The sequence below is a fragment of the Agrobacterium sp. NPDC090283 genome (assembly GCF_044769685.1).
Taxonomy (GTDB): domain Bacteria; phylum Pseudomonadota; class Alphaproteobacteria; order Rhizobiales; family Rhizobiaceae; genus Agrobacterium.
Genome location: NZ_JBIVYG010000007.1, coordinates 84,588 through 102,294, shown reverse-complemented (window position 1 = coordinate 102,294; position 17,707 = coordinate 84,588). Strand labels below are relative to the sequence as shown.

The 17,707-nt window shown below is 60.6% G+C and carries 15 protein-coding genes; 8 read left to right on the top strand and 7 right to left on the bottom strand.

Going from position 1 to position 17,707, the window contains the following annotated elements; all coding sequences use genetic code 11:
* Positions 1 to 26: 26 nt before the first annotated feature.
* Positions 27 to 1,178 carry an extracellular solute-binding protein gene (locus ACIQUH_RS12585; RefSeq protein ID WP_400815401.1) on the bottom strand — a complete coding sequence of 384 codons (1,152 nt, stop codon included), beginning with the start codon at positions 1,176 to 1,178 and terminating at the stop codon, positions 27 to 29.
* Positions 1,179 to 1,464: 286 nt separating this feature from the next.
* On the opposite strand from ACIQUH_RS12585, the gene ACIQUH_RS12580 reads away from it, so the two are divergent.
* Positions 1,465 to 1,647, top strand: a complete 183-nt coding sequence (locus ACIQUH_RS12580) for a hypothetical protein (protein WP_400815399.1) — start codon at positions 1,465 to 1,467, stop codon at positions 1,645 to 1,647.
* Positions 1,648 to 1,695: 48 nt separating this feature from the next.
* On the opposite strand, the gene ACIQUH_RS12575 is transcribed toward ACIQUH_RS12580, so the two are convergent.
* The gene (locus tag ACIQUH_RS12575; protein ID WP_065657719.1) at positions 1,696 to 1,899 is read right to left on the bottom strand and encodes a CsbD family protein; all 204 of its coding nucleotides are present in this window, start codon (positions 1,897 to 1,899) and stop codon (positions 1,696 to 1,698) included.
* 180 nt (positions 1,900 to 2,079) lie between these two features.
* Between ACIQUH_RS12575 and ACIQUH_RS12570 the strand changes: the two genes are divergently transcribed.
* The 5 genes from ACIQUH_RS12570 to ACIQUH_RS12550 all read left to right on the top strand — a co-directional run bounded on the left by ACIQUH_RS12570 (position 2,080) and on the right by ACIQUH_RS12550 (position 8,509).
* On the top strand, positions 2,080 to 2,406 hold the full coding sequence (locus ACIQUH_RS12570) for a GCG_CRPN prefix-to-repeats domain-containing protein (RefSeq protein WP_400815397.1): 327 nt from the start codon (positions 2,080 to 2,082) through the stop codon (positions 2,404 to 2,406).
* A 194-nt stretch (positions 2,407 to 2,600) separates the two neighbouring features.
* Positions 2,601 to 3,296, top strand: a complete 696-nt coding sequence (locus ACIQUH_RS12565) for a superoxide dismutase (protein ID WP_400815395.1) — start codon at positions 2,601 to 2,603, stop codon at positions 3,294 to 3,296.
* A 125-nt stretch (positions 3,297 to 3,421) separates the two neighbouring features.
* Positions 3,422 to 4,411 carry a Bug family tripartite tricarboxylate transporter substrate binding protein gene (locus ACIQUH_RS12560; RefSeq protein WP_400815393.1) on the top strand — a complete coding sequence of 330 codons (990 nt, stop codon included), beginning with the start codon at positions 3,422 to 3,424 and terminating at the stop codon, positions 4,409 to 4,411.
* A 459-nt stretch (positions 4,412 to 4,870) separates the two neighbouring features.
* Positions 4,871 to 6,685, top strand: a complete 1,815-nt coding sequence (locus ACIQUH_RS12555; RefSeq protein ID WP_400815391.1) for an ABC transporter ATP-binding protein — start codon at positions 4,871 to 4,873, stop codon at positions 6,683 to 6,685.
* A gap of 213 nt (positions 6,686 to 6,898) precedes the next feature.
* Complete coding sequence (locus ACIQUH_RS12550; RefSeq protein ID WP_400815389.1) at positions 6,899 to 8,509, top strand: ABC-F family ATP-binding cassette domain-containing protein; 1,611 nt, start codon at positions 6,899 to 6,901, stop codon at positions 8,507 to 8,509.
* Here ACIQUH_RS12550 and ACIQUH_RS12545 read toward each other — a convergent pair.
* Genes ACIQUH_RS12545 through ACIQUH_RS12530 form a run of 4 tightly spaced genes read right to left on the bottom strand, consistent with a single transcriptional unit; the run spans position 8,503 to position 13,098 of the window.
* Positions 8,503 to 9,453: a spore coat U domain-containing protein gene (locus ACIQUH_RS12545; protein ID WP_400815387.1), complete on the bottom strand. Its 951-nt coding sequence runs from the start codon at positions 9,451 to 9,453 to the stop codon at positions 8,503 to 8,505. The two genes, ACIQUH_RS12550 and ACIQUH_RS12545, sit on opposite strands and share 7 nt — an antisense overlap.
* Entirely contained in the window at positions 9,450 to 11,888 is a 2,439-nt protein-coding gene (locus ACIQUH_RS12540) for a fimbria/pilus outer membrane usher protein (RefSeq protein WP_400815385.1), read from the bottom strand. Before ACIQUH_RS12540 ends, ACIQUH_RS12545 begins: the two co-directional genes overlap by 4 nt.
* Positions 11,860 to 12,579, bottom strand: a complete 720-nt coding sequence (locus ACIQUH_RS12535) for a molecular chaperone (RefSeq protein ID WP_400815383.1) — start codon at positions 12,577 to 12,579, stop codon at positions 11,860 to 11,862. Before ACIQUH_RS12535 ends, ACIQUH_RS12540 begins: the two co-directional genes overlap by 29 nt.
* Positions 12,580 to 12,600: 21 nt before the next feature.
* Positions 12,601 to 13,098, bottom strand: coding sequence for a spore coat U domain-containing protein (locus ACIQUH_RS12530; protein ID WP_400815380.1), 498 nt, complete (start codon positions 13,096 to 13,098; stop codon positions 12,601 to 12,603).
* Between the two features lie 362 nt (positions 13,099 to 13,460).
* On the opposite strand from ACIQUH_RS12530, the gene ACIQUH_RS12525 reads away from it, so the two are divergent.
* Complete coding sequence (locus ACIQUH_RS12525; RefSeq protein WP_400815377.1) at positions 13,461 to 16,250, top strand: bifunctional aconitate hydratase 2/2-methylisocitrate dehydratase; 2,790 nt, start codon at positions 13,461 to 13,463, stop codon at positions 16,248 to 16,250.
* 332 nt (positions 16,251 to 16,582) lie between these two features.
* Positions 16,583 to 17,218, top strand: coding sequence for a type B chloramphenicol O-acetyltransferase (gene catB / locus ACIQUH_RS12520; RefSeq protein WP_400815375.1), 636 nt, complete (start codon positions 16,583 to 16,585; stop codon positions 17,216 to 17,218).
* A gap of 93 nt (positions 17,219 to 17,311) precedes the next feature.
* On the opposite strand, the gene ACIQUH_RS12515 is transcribed toward catB, so the two are convergent.
* Entirely contained in the window at positions 17,312 to 17,638 is a 327-nt protein-coding gene (locus ACIQUH_RS12515; protein WP_400815372.1) for a tetratricopeptide repeat protein, read from the bottom strand.
* Between the last annotated feature and the right edge of the window lie 69 nt (positions 17,639 to 17,707).

Below are 17,707 nucleotides of genomic sequence, written 5' to 3'. Positions count from 1 at the left end.
GCGAACCGCTCCTTCCGCAACCTCGGTCACGACTTGCGGTTAACGTTGGGGGCGACGTTGCGATACCAGCCATCATTGATGGCGGTTTCCCATTTGCCGGCCGGGAAGGTCGGAATGGTCTGCGGAATGATGTCGGCAAAACGCTTGCGCAGGTCGGCCGATACATGGTCCCAGGAAACGCCGGGGAAACCGCCGAGTTCGCTGAGGATGGCGCCCTGAATTTCTTCCGACAGCACGAAATCGGCGAGCTTCAAGGCAGCGTCGCGATTGGCGCCGTTCGCAAGCACCACGGCGCGCGAGAAATCGCCGCAAAGCGCCAGATCCTGAAGCTGGACGAGGCCGGTTTCCTTCGGCAGAACGCCCTGATCGATGGCCTTCAGCACCTGATCGGACCAGACCGGGGTCATGGTGACGACGCCCTGGGAAAGAAGCTGCAGCGATTGCGTGTTGCCCGAGGAGTATGCGCCCTTGTCATAGAGTGACGGGGCGATATCGTTCAGCAGCGCCCATGCCTTGCCGAGAGCCTTGTCACCGGCTTCCTGGGTGTAGTTGTCGACCGTGAAGGCCTTGGGGTCGAGACCGTTGGCCTGATGGATGGCGCGGCGGACGAAGTTGCCGCCGGAGCCGCCCTTGTCGGGACGGTTATACACGAACTGGCCGGGATTGGCCTTGATCCAGCTGACGAGCTGATCCCAGGTCTTCGGCGCATCCGCCGGCTTCAGCTTGCTGGTGTCATAGGCGAGCAGAACCTGGCTGCCGCGATAGGGCAGGCTGTATTCGCTGCGGATGGCGAGCGGATTGACGCGCGAATAGTTGGAAAGGCCGGCTTTCGCCATGTTCACATAGATGCCGGCCTCGATGGCGCCGGTGGGAAGCAGCGGATCGGCCGTTTCGAAATAATCGGCCTGCGGATCGGTGCCAGTCTGCTTTGCGGCAATGGCGCGCTCGCCGATGGCGGCGATGCCGGCGCTGTCGCCGGCATCGACAAGGTTGAGCTTCAGGCCGGGATTGGCGGCTTCAAAGGCGGGCTTGATCGTATTGGACCAGAAATCGAGGATATTGGTATCCGAGCTGGTGTACCAGTCGATCGTGCCCGGAGCGGCAAAGCTCATGCGGGGTGCAAGGGCGAGACCGGCGGCGGCGCCTGCGGCGGACATCATAAAGGTGCGGCGTTTCATCTATGTCTCCGATGTTTTCGGCGCGAGTGGAACTGCTGAGCGCCGGCCCGTGAGCGTTGGCGGGAAAGGCGCTGGCCGGTCTTTGCACAGCCGTGCATTTTTTGAACGGGCCGGCGGCGGTTCTAATGTCTTTCCATAACGCTTTCGTGACGGTTGCTGCCGGACCGGTGCCGTCGCCTGTTGCGGCACAGGCTGCCCGGTGGCCGCTCGAAAGCAAAGGGGGGCTCTACCCAAGGTCTGTCCGGGCGGGTAGGTTAATCGCAACGGCACCGGAGGAAGGGAAGCGATGATCGCAGCCTATATTGACGAATTCATCATGTTTTGCGCCGGCCTGTGGATGACATGTGTTGGCTTTGGTTATCTGCCGCTGTCAAAAAACACAGGCAGCCAGCCGCCGGTCGTTCGTCACTTCAGATGGATGGGGCCTCTGTTGCTCGTCATCGCCGTTATCCTGGCTGCGGCCAGCTGACCGAAGAATCTATCGCAAAGAAAAACCCCGCCGCAGCGGGGTCTCGTCTTACCAGGGCTGACGGCCATACCAGTCGTCGATATCTTTCTTCGCCCGGTCCTTTTCGTAACCGTAGCGCTCCTGAATCTTGCCTTCGAGCTGTTCGCGCTTGCCGTTGATGACGTCAAGATCGTCATCGGTGAGTTTGCCCCACTGCTCCTTGACCTTGCCCTTCATCTGCTTCCAGTTGCCTTCAACGCGATTCCAATCCATCGGTGTTCTCCCATTTTTTGGCTTGCACTGGTAAATGTTCAAACCTCCCGCAGGGTTCCGCCCGGCGGCCGTCACCTTCGGCGCAGCTGTGGCCTGCTGCCACGAAAAGATCACGATTCATTCAGCCACAGTTCACCCGGCAGGGCGCTAAATCCCCTCATCCCACAAGGAGGGAATAAGATGCGCAAGATGATTTTAACCGCCGGACTCATTCTCGGCGCCCTGTTCGGCACTGGCGCCAACGCCATGCCTCTCGGTCAACCGTCTGCACCTTCGGCATCCCACATTCAAAAGGTGGATTATGCCTGCGGACGCGGCTTCCATTTGACACCGCGCGGCTATTGCCGTCCGAACGGACCGCGTTATGAGCGCGGCTGGGACCGGCGCGACCGCTGGGAAGGCCGCCGGGAATGGCGCGAGCGTCAGGCCAGACGGGAATGGCGTGAGTGGCGCGACCGCAGAGATTATCGCGACTACCGCGACCGGCGCGATTATTATCGCTACTGACCGGGCAAGGCCCTCCCCAACCGGGAGGGCCTTTCTTTGTGCACCGATCAACCGATCCATCCGTCCCCGAGGCGTGTCAACACGGCGTCGCATTCCCCGATCATCATGACCCGCGACGGATTTGCATCCGGCGTTAGGAAACCAGGGCCGTAGTTCGGGGTTAGTCCTATATCACGGTTCATGAGGAGGATATGATGGACATTACCAGACGCACCATTCTCACCGCCAGCGCCGCAACCGCCGCCGCTGCAATTTTTCCCCGCCCGCACGTCGCGCATGCCGCACTGCCCTTGATTCAGCCCAAGCTTCCTTTTGCCGAAGCCGATCTGGCGCCGGTCATCTCGGCGAAAACGGTGGGTCTGCATTACGGAAAACACCACAAGGCCTATTATGACAAACTGAATGCGCTTGCCGCCGGCACGCCTTATGCCGACATGGAGCTGGCGGATATCGTGACGCAATCCGCCAAGTCGAAGGAGGCGGCGGACGTCAAAATCTTCAACAATGCCGCGCAGGCGTGGAACCACGTCGCCTATTGGGATCAGTTCGTACCGGGCGGCCCGAACCGGCCGACGGGCGATCTCGCCGCTTCGGTAGACCAGACCTTCGGTGGTTATGATGGTTTCATGAAGCGTGCGGTCGATGTGTCCGACACGGTCTTCGGCACCGGCTGGGTCTGGCTCACGCGCGGCGATGACAACCGGCTCGCGCTGATCGGATATGAGGACGGCAAGAACCCCGTCGCCGTCGGTCGCCCGGCCTATCTCGGCATCGATATATGGGAGCATGCCTATTACGTCGATTATGAAAATCGCAAGGCCGACCATATTCGCGCCGTGCTCGACAAGCTGGTCAACTGGCGGGTCGTCGAAGAGCGCCTCAAAGCATGACGAATCCCCTTTATCCTGAAACCCGCCGGTCGCGGCCGGGCGCGGCCGGTCGCCTGCGGGTTGCCCTGAGGTGCATTTGAGCTACTATGCGCCCATGGCGAGGAGGCCATGTTACAGGAGGGTTCATGATTTACCGGTCTTCAAAACGGCGCATGGTGCTGAAACTTGCCGCCGCGGCGGTTTCTTTCGGCATGCTGGGAACGGCTGCGGGTGCGCAGGGCTTCCCTGATCGAACGATTACTCTGGTCGTTCCTTTCGCGGCGGGCGGCTCCACCGATGTGGTCGCGCGTGTTATCGCACAGAAGATGGGTGATGAGCTCGGCCAGCAGATCGTCGTTGAAAATGTCGCCGGTGCGGGCGGCAATCTCGGCGCCGACCGCGTGGCCCGCGCCGAGCCCGACGGTTACACGATCCTGATGGGCACGGTTGCCACCCACGCGCTTAACCCGCTCATTCTCAAGACCAAGCCTTACGATCCGGAAAAGGATTTCACGCCGGTCTCGCTGCTCGTGGTGGTGCCGAATGTGCTGGTCGTCAATCCGAAGCTCAACGTCAACAGCGTAGCGGAACTGATTGCCCTCCTGAAGGCCGAGCCGGACAAACATGCCTATGCCTCTTCCGGCAATGGCACCCCGCTGCATCTTTCCGGCGAGCTGTTCAAGAGCATGGCCGGTGTCAGCATGCAGCATGTTCCCTATAAGGGCGCAGGCCCGGCGCTCAACGACCTGCTGGGTAACCAGATTTCCATCATGTTCGACAATCTGCCGTCTTCATCAGGACATATCAAATCCGGCACGTTGCGGGCGCTCGGTGTCACGACCAAGGAGCGCGCCTCGTCCTTCCCGGATCTGCCGACAATCGCCGAGACGGTGCCGGGTTATGAGACCTATACCTGGAATGCGCTCTTCGCGCCTGCCGGCACACCGGCCGAGGTGGTCGACAAGCTGAATGCCGCCGCCAAGAAGGCGCTTGCCGATCCGGCGGTTGCCGCACGCATGGCGGAATTCAGCGCCAAGATCGTTGCCTCTTCGCCGGATGAGCTGAAAACCCACGTTGCGGCGGAAATCGCCAAGTGGGGACCGGTGGTCAAGGACGCGAATGTGCAGATGGACTGACCGGTAACGGCAGATCCATTCCGGTTTTCCGCCGCGCATCCTGCCGGTCGCGGACGGAGGCAGAGACCTGAAAAACCGTGGCCGATGCTCCCGTCGCATCGGCCACGGTTTATATTGTCGCACCCAGCCGGTGTGGCGTTTCCGCATCACTCACCAGTCGGTTGCAAAAACCCGCTTGGCAAGCTCGAGCTGCTGAGTTACAAATCTCATTACCGCGTCAGATCGAACAAAGGGAGGCGTTGCATGACACCAGCATTCATCAAAACCCTCCCGCAGGGAATGACCCGACACTAGGTCATATCCATTCGCGGCCCGCCCATGGCGCGCCCGACATGCGGTTTTATTTTCCCCCATAGCCCGATTGATCTGACGGGATCACTTCGTCTCCCGCCCGGGCTGTGCCATCCAACTTCCGTTTTGAGGACCGGTCGCCGATTATAGGGCGCTGGGCTGGTAAAAATGACTCGCAAGAAGCTCGATTTCCGCGCCGATGCCTATCGCCATGTGCTCGGCTTTGTTTTCAACCATTGGCGTCATCGGCCGGCGCTGGTGGGTTTCATCATCGTTCTGGTGATTGCCAGCACACTGGCCGAAGTGATGGTGCCGGTCTTTTCCGGCCAGATCGTCGATGCCATTGCCAGTGGTGACGGGGGCGGCGGCGGGGCCGGAAACGGGGCAGACAAGGCGCTGCGCGCCTTCGTCATCGTGGTGGCGCTGGGGCTGGTGAGCGTGGTGCTGCGCTGGTTCATCTTCAACGGCATCATCCGGCTGACGCTGAAAATCATGGCGGATGTCGCCAATAACGGCTTCCACAGGGTGCAGCGTTTCTCCACCGACTGGCATGCCAACAGCTTCGCCGGCTCCACGGTCCGCAAGATCACCCGCGGCATGTGGGCGCTGGATTCGCTCAATGATCTGCTGCTCGTTGCGCTCCTGCCGTCCATCGTCATGCTGGTGGGCGCCACCATCGTGCTCGGCAGCTACTGGCCGGTCATGGGCCTGATCGTCGGTCTCGGATCGCTGATCTATATCGGCGTCACGGTCGGCCTTTCCATGGGATATGTGTCGCCGGCGGCACGGCTCGCCAATGCCTGGGATACCCGGCTTGGCGGCGCGCTGGCGGATGCCATCAGCTGCAACTCGGTGGTCAAGGCCTTTGGTGCCGAGACCCGCGAGGAAACGCGGCTGGGCCATGTGCTGGTGAAGTGGGACAACCGCACGCGCAGGACATGGAAGCGTGGCACGCTGAATGGCACGATCCAGAGCTTCATGATGGTCTCCATGCAGGCCGGCATTCTGGGTACGGGCCTCATCATGTGGCGGCAGGGGCTGGCGACGCCGGGCGACATTACCTTCGTGCTGGCGATGTTCTTCGTGCTGCAGGGTTATCTGCGCGATGTGGGGCAGGATATCCGCAACCTGCAACGCGCCGTCAACGACATGGAAGAGCTGGTGCTGCTGGACAAGATGCCGCTCGGCATCGAGGACAGGCCGGATGCCGGACCGATCAGGATCGGAAAAGGCGAGATCGTCTTCGATCACGTCACCTTCCAGTATGGGGCGCATCCGACGCCGCTCTATGATGACTTTTCGGTCACCATCAAGGCGGGTGAACGTGTGGGTCTGGTCGGCCATTCCGGTTCGGGCAAGACAACTTTCGTCAAGCTCATCCAGCGGCTTTACGACATCAAGTCGGGCGCGATCCGTATCGACGGCCAGAATATCGCCGGGGTTACGCAATCGAGCCTGCGCGGCCAGATCGCCATCGTGCAGCAGGAGCCTATCCTGTTCCACCGCACGCTGGCGGAAAACATTGCCTACGGCCGGCCCGACGCCACGCGGTGTCAGATCGAGCAGGCGGCGAAACAGGCCAGCGCCCATGATTTCATCATGTCCCTTCCCAAGGGTTATGAGACGATGGTGGGTGAGCGCGGTGTCAAGCTGTCCGGCGGCGAGCGCCAGCGTGTCGCGATTGCCCGCGCTTTCCTCGCGGATGCGCCGGTGCTGATACTGGATGAGGCTACCTCCAGCCTCGACAGTGAAAGCGAAGTGCAGATCCAGCAGGCGATGGAGCGGCTGATGGTCGGCCGCACCACGCTCGTCATTGCCCATCGGCTCTCCACGGTCAGGGCGCTGGACCGGCTGCTCGTCTTCGACAAGGGCAGGATTGTCGAGGAGGGCGACCACCAGGCGCTGATCCGCCTCAATGACGGCATCTACCGCCGACTGTTCGAACGGCAGGCGCTGGAGCTGACCAAGGGGCTGGTGGCCTGAAAGAACGAAACGCCGGAGGTCTGCTCCGGCGTTTCATTTCCGGCAGATCGATGCACGGCAAGGTTTATCTCCGCAAATCCCGGAGATACGCCATGACCACGCCGCTTTTTTCGTCTACGACCATTTTATCAGCAACACCAACAGGACGGTGAACCATGGATTTCAACCCGATCACAAAGCCGCAACGCCTTGTCATCAGGGGAACCCATATCCATGCCGCATTCCATCACCCTCTCGGACGTCTCGTGGTCGACACCTGACGGTCACCCGCTTTTTTCCGACATCAATCTTCGCTTCGGGCCGGAACGCACCGGCCTTGTCGGGCGCAACGGCGTCGGCAAAACGACGCTTCTTAAACTGATCGCCGGCGAACTGTCGCCGAACGCTGGCACGGTGTCCGTCTCGGGTAAAGTCACTCTTCTGCGCCAGAGCGTGCAGATCGTGTCCGACGAGACCGTTGCCGACCTGTTTGAGGCGCGCGAGGCGCTCGATGTCCTTGCCCGTGCTCAGACGGGAAGGGCAACTCTTGAGGAACTCGATGATGTCGACTGGATGCTGGAGGAAAAAATTGCCGGGGCGCTCGCGCAGGTCGGGCTGGACGCCTTGCCCTCTACACCGCTTTCGGCACTTTCCGGCGGACAGCGCACGCGGGCCGCCCTTGCGGCTCAAATCCATGCCGCGCCGGATTTCCTGATCCTCGACGAACCGACGAACAATCTCGACCGAGAAGGGCGCATTTTCGTTGCCGAGTTTCTGGCGGCCTGGCGCGGTGGTGCAATCGTTGTCAGCCATGATCGGGAACTTCTCGAAACCCTCGATGCGATTGTGGAAATGACCACGCTCGGTGCAACCCGTTACGGCGGCAACTGGAGCCACTATCGCGCACAAAAAGCGCTGGAACTGGCCGCCGCCGAACAGGACTTCGCGAATGCGGAAAAACGTCTGTCCGATGTCAAGCGCCGGTCGCAGGAGGCCCTGGAGCGCAAGGCCCGCCGCGATAGCAGGGGGGCTTCAAAAGCGGCGAGGGGAGACATGCCCCGTATCCTTCTCGGTGCGATGAAGAGGCGTGCCGAAAAGACGAGCGGCGACAATGCCAATCTGGCCAGCCGTCTGGCGGCGGAGGCGACGGAAGATATGAAGACGGCGCGTGAGCGGATCGAAATCCTGCAGGGCGTCAGTGTCACATTGCCGCCCAGCGGGCTGCACGCGACAAAAACCGTGCTCAGCCTGCAAAATCTGACCGCGGGGTATCGGGCCGAACATCACCCCGTGCTTCGCGACCTGTCCTTCGAGATCACCGGGCCGCAACGCGTTGCCGTCACCGGTCCTAACGGATCGGGAAAAACGACGCTGCTTTCGGTGATCACGGGGGACTTGCCGCCGTTCGAAGGGGCGGTGCATGTTGGGGTGAAGTCCGTGTTTCTCGACCAGCAGGTCAGCCTGCTCGATGCGAGCCTGTCCATCCGCGACAACTTCCTTCGGCTTAACCCTGAGGCCGGGGAGAATGCCTGCCGCTCCGCCCTTGCGCGCTTCATGTTTCGTGCCGATGCCGCCTTGCAGATTGTTTCAACGCTCTCGGGCGGGCAGATGCTCAGGGCCGGTCTCGCCTGTGTCCTGGGAGGCCCGCAGCCTCCGCAATTGCTGATCCTCGACGAGCCGACCAACCATCTGGATATCGATTCCATTGCGGCCGTGGAGGCTGGCCTTCAGGCCTATGACGGCGCCTTGCTGGTGGTCAGCCACGATGAGGCGTTCCTCGCCGCCATTGGCATCGAAAGGCGGCTGGAACTTGGGAAGTCGGAGATGCGTTCGGGCGCTCAGTAGTTCACCGTCACGACGACCGTATCGGAGTAGTTTCCCGGCGCTGGCGTGTTCTGCGCCGGGACGCGGCCATAGACGGTCAATGTCTGCAGGCTGCCAGTTCCGGTGCCGGTGGCGATCTCGCCCGCCGCACTTCCCCAGACATTCGTGCGGTTCACGTCGCGGTAGAGACCATAGGTTATCGATGCGCCCGCCTGCACCATCTGGCGCGCGGCGGGCGGACTGTTGCTCAGGCCGCCATTGAGCGCCACACTGTAGTTCAGATTGGTGGTGCAGGTCAGATTGATCGCTCCGGTCGCATTGACTGCCGTGTTCAGCACGCCGTGACTGCCGAAATCGATGTTCTGGGCCGAGATGATGCATGTGGGCGCAACTGCGGCCGATACGTTGAACGGCACCTGCGTGGGGTTCTGGGTCACGGAAGAACAGCTCGGTGCGAGCAGGGTAAAGCTCGTATAGGTGAAGCTCGTTTCCGCGCCGGCGAAGCTGGAGAGGTAAAGGCCGCGCGCTGCCGAGGCCTGACCGGCGTTGATCCGGCCATAGACCGTGCGGCTCGTGGTGTTGATCAGGAGCGGCAGCGCCATGTCGATTGGCGGAGGCGAGCCGAGTGCGGGCTGCGTGACCGATCCCCATGAGGTTGTCCGCGCCGAGTTCTGGTAGAGCTGGTAATTGAGGATGTTGCTGCCCTGAAGCATGCGACGGATGCCGCCCGACTGCCCGCCGCTTCCGGCATTGATATTGGGGCAGATGCGGATGGAAAGCGCCAGCGACAAGGGGTTGGAGCAGGTGACTGACAATGTCGCCGTTGTGTCCACGGCGCTGCCGCTTGCCAGATTGACGAAGCCGAAATTCATGTCCGACATGCTGAAGGTGCAGCTTTGCGCCAGTGCCGGTGAAGCCGGGAGGAAAGCGGCGATGGCAAGGGCGGGACGGGTCAGGACCTTCATTGGATGCTCCTGCATAGGGTTTCGAAAGTTGCGCGCGTCGTGCCGGCAGAGGGGAGGGTGATCTGCGCTTCGCATTCGCCCTTCGTCGGCTGCATGATGCGGAGGCGATGGGTTTCGCTGATATTGTCGAGATAGGCCTGTCCGTCATAACCGACGATGAAATCGCGTTTGCCGTCGATTTTGCCGGTCGATCCGGTTTCGATGAATTCGCCGCTCTCGTCTTTCAGCGTCACCAGCGCCACCTGACCCTCGGTTTCAACCTTGAAATTGACCACCGCGCCGGCCTGCTGCGTCGGCCTGACAGTCTGTTTCGTCCGGTCGATGCGGGCGTCGACCGGAAGATTGCTCGGGTCGAGTGTGATGTTGTTGACGTCATAGGAACGCAGGTTCGGAAGCAATATCTTGCCGCGGCGGTTGGTCTGGCCGATGGGGCGGTTTTCCAAAAGGATATCGACGCCGGGCGCGCCCGCATCCACCACGGCGAAAGCGTCATCGATCCGGTTGCCGACAAAGACATCGCCGCCGGCGAGCGCTATCGATCCTTCGATCTGCGCATAGGCCTGTGTCGTGCGGTTGAATTGATCGACGCCGGCCGAAACGCGCGCGGCGCTGCCGCGGTAACTCCCGGAAACGGAGGCGATATCGTTGCCGCCGGTTGAGCCGCGCAGGCGCCAGCCATAACTTCCCTCGGCCTGTTCCTCGGATTTGCCGACCTCGGCCGTCAGCGAATATCCATCCGCATCCGACGACATGCCGGCCGAGCCGGAAACGCCGCCGCCGAACGACCAGGAGAGGCCCGCGAAGATGCCGTAGGATTTGTTGTCTTCAAGGTCCTTATAGGCGGTGATGAATATATTGCCGTTCTCGCCGAACGGCCGCGTGGCGGAAAGGCCGAGCAGCCGGGATCGTCTTTCATCGAAAGTTTCGAGTTCCGTATAGGAGAAATTGAGACTGGTCTCATCGAAGCCCAGCTGGGTGGAGACGGAAATCTGGTCGAGGGCTCGCGGCGGCCGCGCGCTCAGCAGTCCGGATAACGTGCGGATATCAGACAGGTTGGCGGAGACAGAGGCCATATCGTGATAATCGCCGAATGTCCTTTGCGACCGCGCGTGAAATTTCACCCCCAGCAATTCCGCTTCGACGCTTGCGGAGAGCTGATAACCGCTTTCCGCGCCAAAGCGGCTCGATGCGCCCGAAACCGCCGCCAATCCCTCCGCTCCAAGGGTGAAGACGCCGCCAAAGCCGATATTGTAGAAATTCTCGCCGCCCTCCGCATGGCCTTCCAGCGTCAGGCTGTCCGACACACCATAACGCAGCGTCGCAGACCCCAGCGGTTTGTCGTCATAATCGAAAGACGAGGTTCCGTAATTGCGTCGGGCAAAGCCAAGCTCGGCCGAAAAATCGATGAGACCCTGCGCCAGCAAATCCGGTGAAGCATAAAAGGGCGTTTCGGACACGGTTTCGCGCCCCAGCGCATCCCTGACCACCAGTCGCGCATTGCCCGCGCCACTGATGACGGGGAGATTGGTGATGGAGAACGGCCCTTCGGGAACATCCTGCGACAGGCGGCGGACATTGTTGACATAGACATCGACGGTGGAGGGCACGGCAGCGGAGCCGGCAAATTCCGGCATCGGCATGGTGACGATATCCGGCCGCAGATCGAAATTGCGGCGGATCTGCAGGCCGCCCAGCCGCGTCGGGCGTGTCCAGCTCAGCCCGCTGGTGATCAGATCGCCGGCCCGATAGCTCGTCAGTGTGTCCTCGTCCGAATAGCTCCAGGTCGTATCGAGGCGCTGGGTGTCGAACTCCGACTGGCGCGATGTGCTCAGAACCTGCGACGAGGACAAAACGCCGAGCGGACCGAAGGCCCTGCTTTCCAAAAGGGCGGAGACACCGTTGAAATCGGCGATATCCGACCATTTGTTGCCGCCGGAGGAACCATAAATCGTGTAATTCACCAGACCTCCAAAGTCGCTCGTGGCCCTTTCCCTGATCTCTTCGTCGTCTTCCTGCGCAATCTTGCCGGAGGCATCGATCACCCTGTTCGCCCGCGCCGCCATCGGCAGGGTGAAATGCATGGACTGGCTGCCTTCATCGTAACGCGCCACCACGTCAGGCAGCCGGGAAATATCGATCCAGCCATCATCGCCGGCAGCGCTTTCAACCGGGGAAATCCCGATAGTCGTGAGCTGTTCCGGCTCGATGAGAAATGATCCGGCGTCGTTTTGACGAAATGTGGCGATCAGTTCTGTCGAAACATCGTTGATGTAGACTTCGAGTTGCAACTGTCCCGCTTCTTTTGCGGCAAAAGAGGCCGGTTGCGCCGCAGGGGGAATATCCTGCGCCACGGAGAAACTGCCCGATGAAATGACCGTCAGAGCGGCAATCGTCAAAACGGCGAGATCAGCCGCCCGAGACGCGCGCCGTCGCATTGACGGGGCCGCCTTCGCTGTCTGCCGAAATCTTCAGCGTGCCGCCGCCTTTTTTGCCGCCCGTTGCCGGAACCACGAAGCTTGCGGCGGATCCGCCAAGCACATATCCCACCAGCCCCTGCTGGCGGGCAATCGCCTGGCCGTTGCCGCCGGAAAGCATCAGATTGGCGATCCTTATCCGCTTTGCGCCCGTATTGGACACAGACACCCGGTAGCCATTGCCCTGCGGCGTTATCTTCCAGACCGGCTCCGGATCGCCTGTGGAGGCGGGCGAGAAGAAAACGGGTATGGAGTGGCGCACCACCAGATTGACCGTGCCGGATTGCGGTCTTCCCGCCGGCGGCAATTCATCGACGATGACGCGGTAACTCTCTTCGGCTCTCAGCGGCGCCTTGGAAAGCCGGACGATGCGGATAAGGTTTTCCGCGCCGCCCTTCAGCTGCGTCATCGGCGGGCTGGCGACGACGTCCTGCGCCGCCGTATAGACGTCCTGCCCATTCTGCTGGGTCCAGCGGAATATCCTGACCTGAACGTTGATCGGGGTTTTCGCATCGTTCCAGATGCGGAGGCTGGAGGCCGCCGTGGGCGCTTTGAGATCCAGAAGCACGGGCGCGACCCGTAGCGATGCAGCCTGTGAAGGTGAAACACTCAAACCGGCAAAAAACGCAGCCGCTAAGGTAAAAACACGCATGCGCGATCCTCCCTGTGGCGATCAGTAGTTGAGCGTGGCCGTCACCGTATCGGTATAGACGCCGACCGCGGGTGTCGTCTGGGCAGGTACGCGCCCATAGACAGTGAATGTCTGCGGCGCCCCGGTTCCGGTTCCCGTTTGCCGGTCCGTTCCAACGGTGTTCCCCCACACCGTGCTATGTGCCGCAGTCGTATAAAGCGAGTAGGAAATGGTCGCGCCCGCAGGCGATGTCATCAGACGGCTGGCGACCGTCGCGCCTGAGCCGGCGCCGGCGCTGAGGCCGAGGCTGAAGGGTGTGCTGGCGGTGCATTGCACGATAATATCGCTGGTCGCATCGATATTGCTGCCGATCACGCCATTGGTGCCGAAATTGAGGTTGCCGGCGGAATTGATCTGGCACGCCGCCTGAATGGTGATCTGGACGTTGAAATTCGTCGTGGCGACCTGCGCGACGCCCGATGCCGGTGTGAGAACCAGTGCCGCAAACGACAATAAAATGCCTGATGCTGCAAACTTCATGCTGCCTCCCCAAGCTGCTGCGCTGTCGATTGTCGGTGCGCAACATGGAATTACGCCAATAACGGGTAATTAGAATAATCTAATATTCATACTGATTTGGTTAATGAATCCTTAATTTGGCCGCCTGAAAAACCACCGGCTGAAATGCAGGGGATGACACAATCAAAAGTGTAGCAACCTGACGTGATCTTGAGCGCAGGATCGGCACGAAATACCGTCTACGAGTTTTTTACTGAAATGCGACATCTTGTCAGCCGGCCCCGGTTGGCGTACTCGAAATCGATAGAAACTCGGGCCGATCAACAGTACCGTTCAATGGCGCTCTGTACCGGCTCCATAGACATCTTGACGTTGGGATTGCGATGAACCTTTACTTGGATTACCTGGCTGAAATCAAAAGCAGAGAACCACAGGGTCTCGCGCCCAAGCCGATCGATGACGGCGCACTGACGGCCGAGATTATCGAACTGATCAAGGATGCGGGCAGTGAACATCGCGCCGACGCGCTGAAGTTCTTCATCTATAACACCCTGCCGGGCACCACGAGTGCTGCCGGGGTCAAGGCGGCCTTCCTGAAGCAGATCATCCTCGGCGAAGTCGTCGTGCCGGAGATCACGCCTTCCTTCGCGCTGGAGCTGCTCTCGCACATGAAGGGCGGCCCGTCGATCAAGGTGCTGCTCGATATCGCGCTCGGCAACGACGCTGCGATTGCCACTGAAGCCGGGGAAGTGCTGAAGACCCAGGTCTTCCTTTATGACGCCGACATGTTCCGCCTGCGCGACGCCTACAAGGCCGGCAACGCCATCGCCAAGGCCGTGCTGGAAAGCTACGCCAAGGCCGAATTCTTCACCAAGCTTCCCGACGTCGAAGACGAGATCAAGATCGTCACTTTCATCGCCGCCGAAGGTGATATTTCCACCGACCTCCTGTCTCCCGGCAATCAGGCGCATTCTCGCTCGGACCGCCAGCTGCACGGCCAGTGTATGATCTCGCCGGAAGCGCAGGCGGAAATCGTCGCGCTGCAGAAGCAGCATCCGGACAAGCGGGTGATGATGATCGCAGAAAAGGGCACGATGGGCGTCGGCTCGTCGCGCATGTCCGGCGTCAACAACGTGGCGCTGTGGACCGGCAAGCAGGCCAGCCCCTATGTGCCCTTCGTCAATTACGCCCCCATCGTCGCCGGCACCAACGGCATCTCGCCGATTTTCGCCACCACCGTCGATGTGACGGGCGGCATCGGCATCAACCTCAAGAACTGGGTGAAGAAGCTCGGCGAAGACGGCAAGCCGATCCTCAACAACGATGGCAACCCGATCCTCGAGCAGAAATATTCGGTCGAGACCGGCACCGTTCTCAAGATTGACGCCAAGAACCGCAAGCTTCGCGACGAGGCCGGCACGGAACTGGTGGATATCGCCTCTTCCTTCACGCCGCAGAAGATGGAGTTCATGAAGGCCGGCAGCTCCTACGCTATCGTCTTCGGCAAGAAGCTCCAGACATTCGCGGCTGAAACGCTCGGTGTCGAAACCACTCCGGTCTTCGCGCCCAATAAGGAAATCTCGATCGAGGGTCAGGGTCTCACCGCCGTCGAGAAGATTTTCAACCGCAATGCCGTCGGCGTCACCCCCGGCAAGGTGCTGCATGCCGGCTCGGACGTTCGCGTCAAGGTCAACATCGTCGGCTCGCAGGATACGACCGGCCTGATGACCGCGCAGGAACTGGAAGCGATGGCGGCCACCGTCATTTCGCCGCTGGTGGATGGCGCCTACCAGTCGGGCTGCCATACGGCCTCCGTCTGGGACAAGAAGGCGCAGGCGAATATTCCGAAGCTCATGTCCTTCATGAACAATTTCGGCGTCATCACCGCGCGCGATCCGAAGGGCGCCTATCACTCCATGACGGACGTGATCCACAAGGTGCTGAACGACATCACCGTGGATGACTGGGCGATCATCATCGGCGGCGACAGCCACACCCGCATGTCCAAGGGCGTTGCCTTCGGTGCTGACTCCGGCACCGTCGCACTGGCGCTGGCAACGGGCGAGGCGACCATGCCGATCCCGCAATCGGTCAAGGTCACCTTCAAGGGCACGATGCAGCCCTATATGGACTTCCGCGACGTGGTGCACGCCACGCAGGCGCAGATGCTGAAGCAGCACGGCGACAACGTCTTCCAGGGCCGCATCATCGAAGTGCATATCGGCACGCTGCTTGCCGATCAGGCCTTCACCTTCACCGACTGGACGGCCGAAATGAAGGCCAAGGCGTCGATCTGCATCTCGCACGACGAAACGCTGATCGAGTCGCTGGAAATCGCCAAGTCGCGTATCCAGATCATGATCGACAAGGGCATGGATAACCCCGCCCAGACGCTCAAGGGACTGATTGCCAAGGCGGATCAGCGCATTGCCGAAATCCGCTCAGGTGAAAAGCCGGCGCTGAAGCCCGATGACAATGCGAAATATTTCGCCGAAGTCGTCGTGGATCTTGATGTGATCGACGAGCCGATGATCGCCGACCCTGACGTCAACAACAACGACGTGTCCCGACGCTACACCCACGATACGATCCGCCCGGTCTCCTATTACGGCGGCACCAAGAAGGTCGATCTCGGTTTCGTCGGTTCGTGCATGGTGCACAAGGGCGATATGAAGATCGTCGCCCAGATGCTGAAGAACATCGAGAAGTCCGAAGGCAAGGTCGAGTTCAAGGCGCCGCTCGTCGTCGCCGCGCCGACCTACAACATCATCGATGAGCTGAAGGCGGAAGGCGACTGGGAAATCCTGCAGAAATATTCGGGCTTCGAGTTCGATGATCTGAAGCCGAAAACCACCAACCGGACGGAATACGAGAATATTCTTTATCTCGAACGCCCGGGCTGCAATCTGTGCATGGGCAACCAGGAAAAGGCCGAAAAGGGCGATACCGTTCTGGCAACCTCCACCCGCCTGTTCCAGGGCCGCGTGGTGGAAGATACGGCTGAAAAGAAGGGTGAATCGCTTCTCGCTTCCACCCCGGTCGTGGTGCTCTCGGCCATCCTCGGCCGCACGCCGAGCATCGAGGAATATCGCTCTGCCGTCGAAGGGATCGACCTGACGAAGTTCGCTCCGCCGAAGGTCACGCCGATCGATTCCCAGTCGGTCCATTACTGAGGCCGTGGTTATCGCGCTGCGTGGGCTACGGGCTCCGCGCGGGCGATGCACTGAAAATGCCGAATGAACCAAGACAGCGGGGAGAAATCCCCGCTGTTGTTTTATGGGCCGGCGGTTCTCCGATCAGGCCAATGGAGACTGGAGACATGTCTTGGCTTGGCCTTCGTCTCTTTTTGCTGTAACCAGACTGAATGATAAAAGCATCGAGTATCACCTGCATCTAGCTCCCGCCGCAACGCGAGGAGCATCGAGCGAAAAGCCGACAGGCTTGGCGCTCGGCGTCGGCTTGTCTGAAGGCAAGCGAATGCGACCATATGCAGTGAGATTACTCAATGGAAAATTACTTCGAAAGCCCGTTCCGGGGCATCACGCTTGACAAGCAGGTCAGCAACCCAAACCTCGTGGTCGGGAAATACAGCTATTATTCCGGTTATTATCACGGCCACAGTTTTGAGGACTGCGCCCGTTATCTGCTGCCGGATGAAGGTGCTGACAGGCTGGTGATCGGAAGCTTCTGCTCGATCGGTTCGGGCGCCGCCTTCATCATGGCCGGCAATCAGGGCCATCGCAACGAATGGATCAGCACTTTCCCGTTCTTCTTCATGCCGGAGGTGCCGGAATTCGAGAATGCCGCCAACGGTTACCTGCCGGTGGGCGACACCGTCATCGGTAACGATGTCTGGATAGGCTCGGAAGCCATCATCATGCCCGGCATAACGGTCGGCGATGGCGCTGTGATCGGGACGCGGGCGCTGGTGACGAAGAATGTCGAACCCTATGCCATCGTCGGCGGCAACCCCGCAAAAACGATCCGCAAGCGCTTCGACGACGACAGCATCGCCCTGCTGCTCGAGATGAAATGGTGGGATTGGCCAGCGGAGCGGCTGAAAGCCGCGATGCCGCTCATGACCAGCGGCAATGTCGCGGAGCTCTATCGTTTCTGGCGGTCCGACAAGCCGCAGCCGTAAAAACGTCCGGCCCGTCTCATGGAGGCGGGCCGGAACTCTCTCTGGGGCACGACAGATAGGGAACCCGATTTGATGATATGGGTCAGGCTCTCGTCAACTGGCGCCCTTCAAAGAGCGTGACCGCAAACGTCGCAGCCGAACCTCCATCTGCCTCTTTGCCTGAATGTCGCCACGCCTGACGGCCACCGCGATGCCTTCCACCCATGCCGCAATGGCGCTGTCATCATCTCCCAGCCGTGCACGACATTTGCCGAGTTCGGCCCAGGCCGCCGAATAGTCTGGGTCCTGCCGGATAGCCTCCTGAAGATGATGCGCGGCATCTTCTAACTGCCCTGCGGCCGACAGGGCCTTCGCAATGGAAAAGCGCAGGAGCGGACTGTCCCGCCCGTCTTCCAGCATCCTTTTGAGTTTTTCTATCATCATTATCCCGTTGTAATGGTGAAGCACCATGCAATCGGTACGACCTCAAGTGCAGTTGAGGTCAAGGGG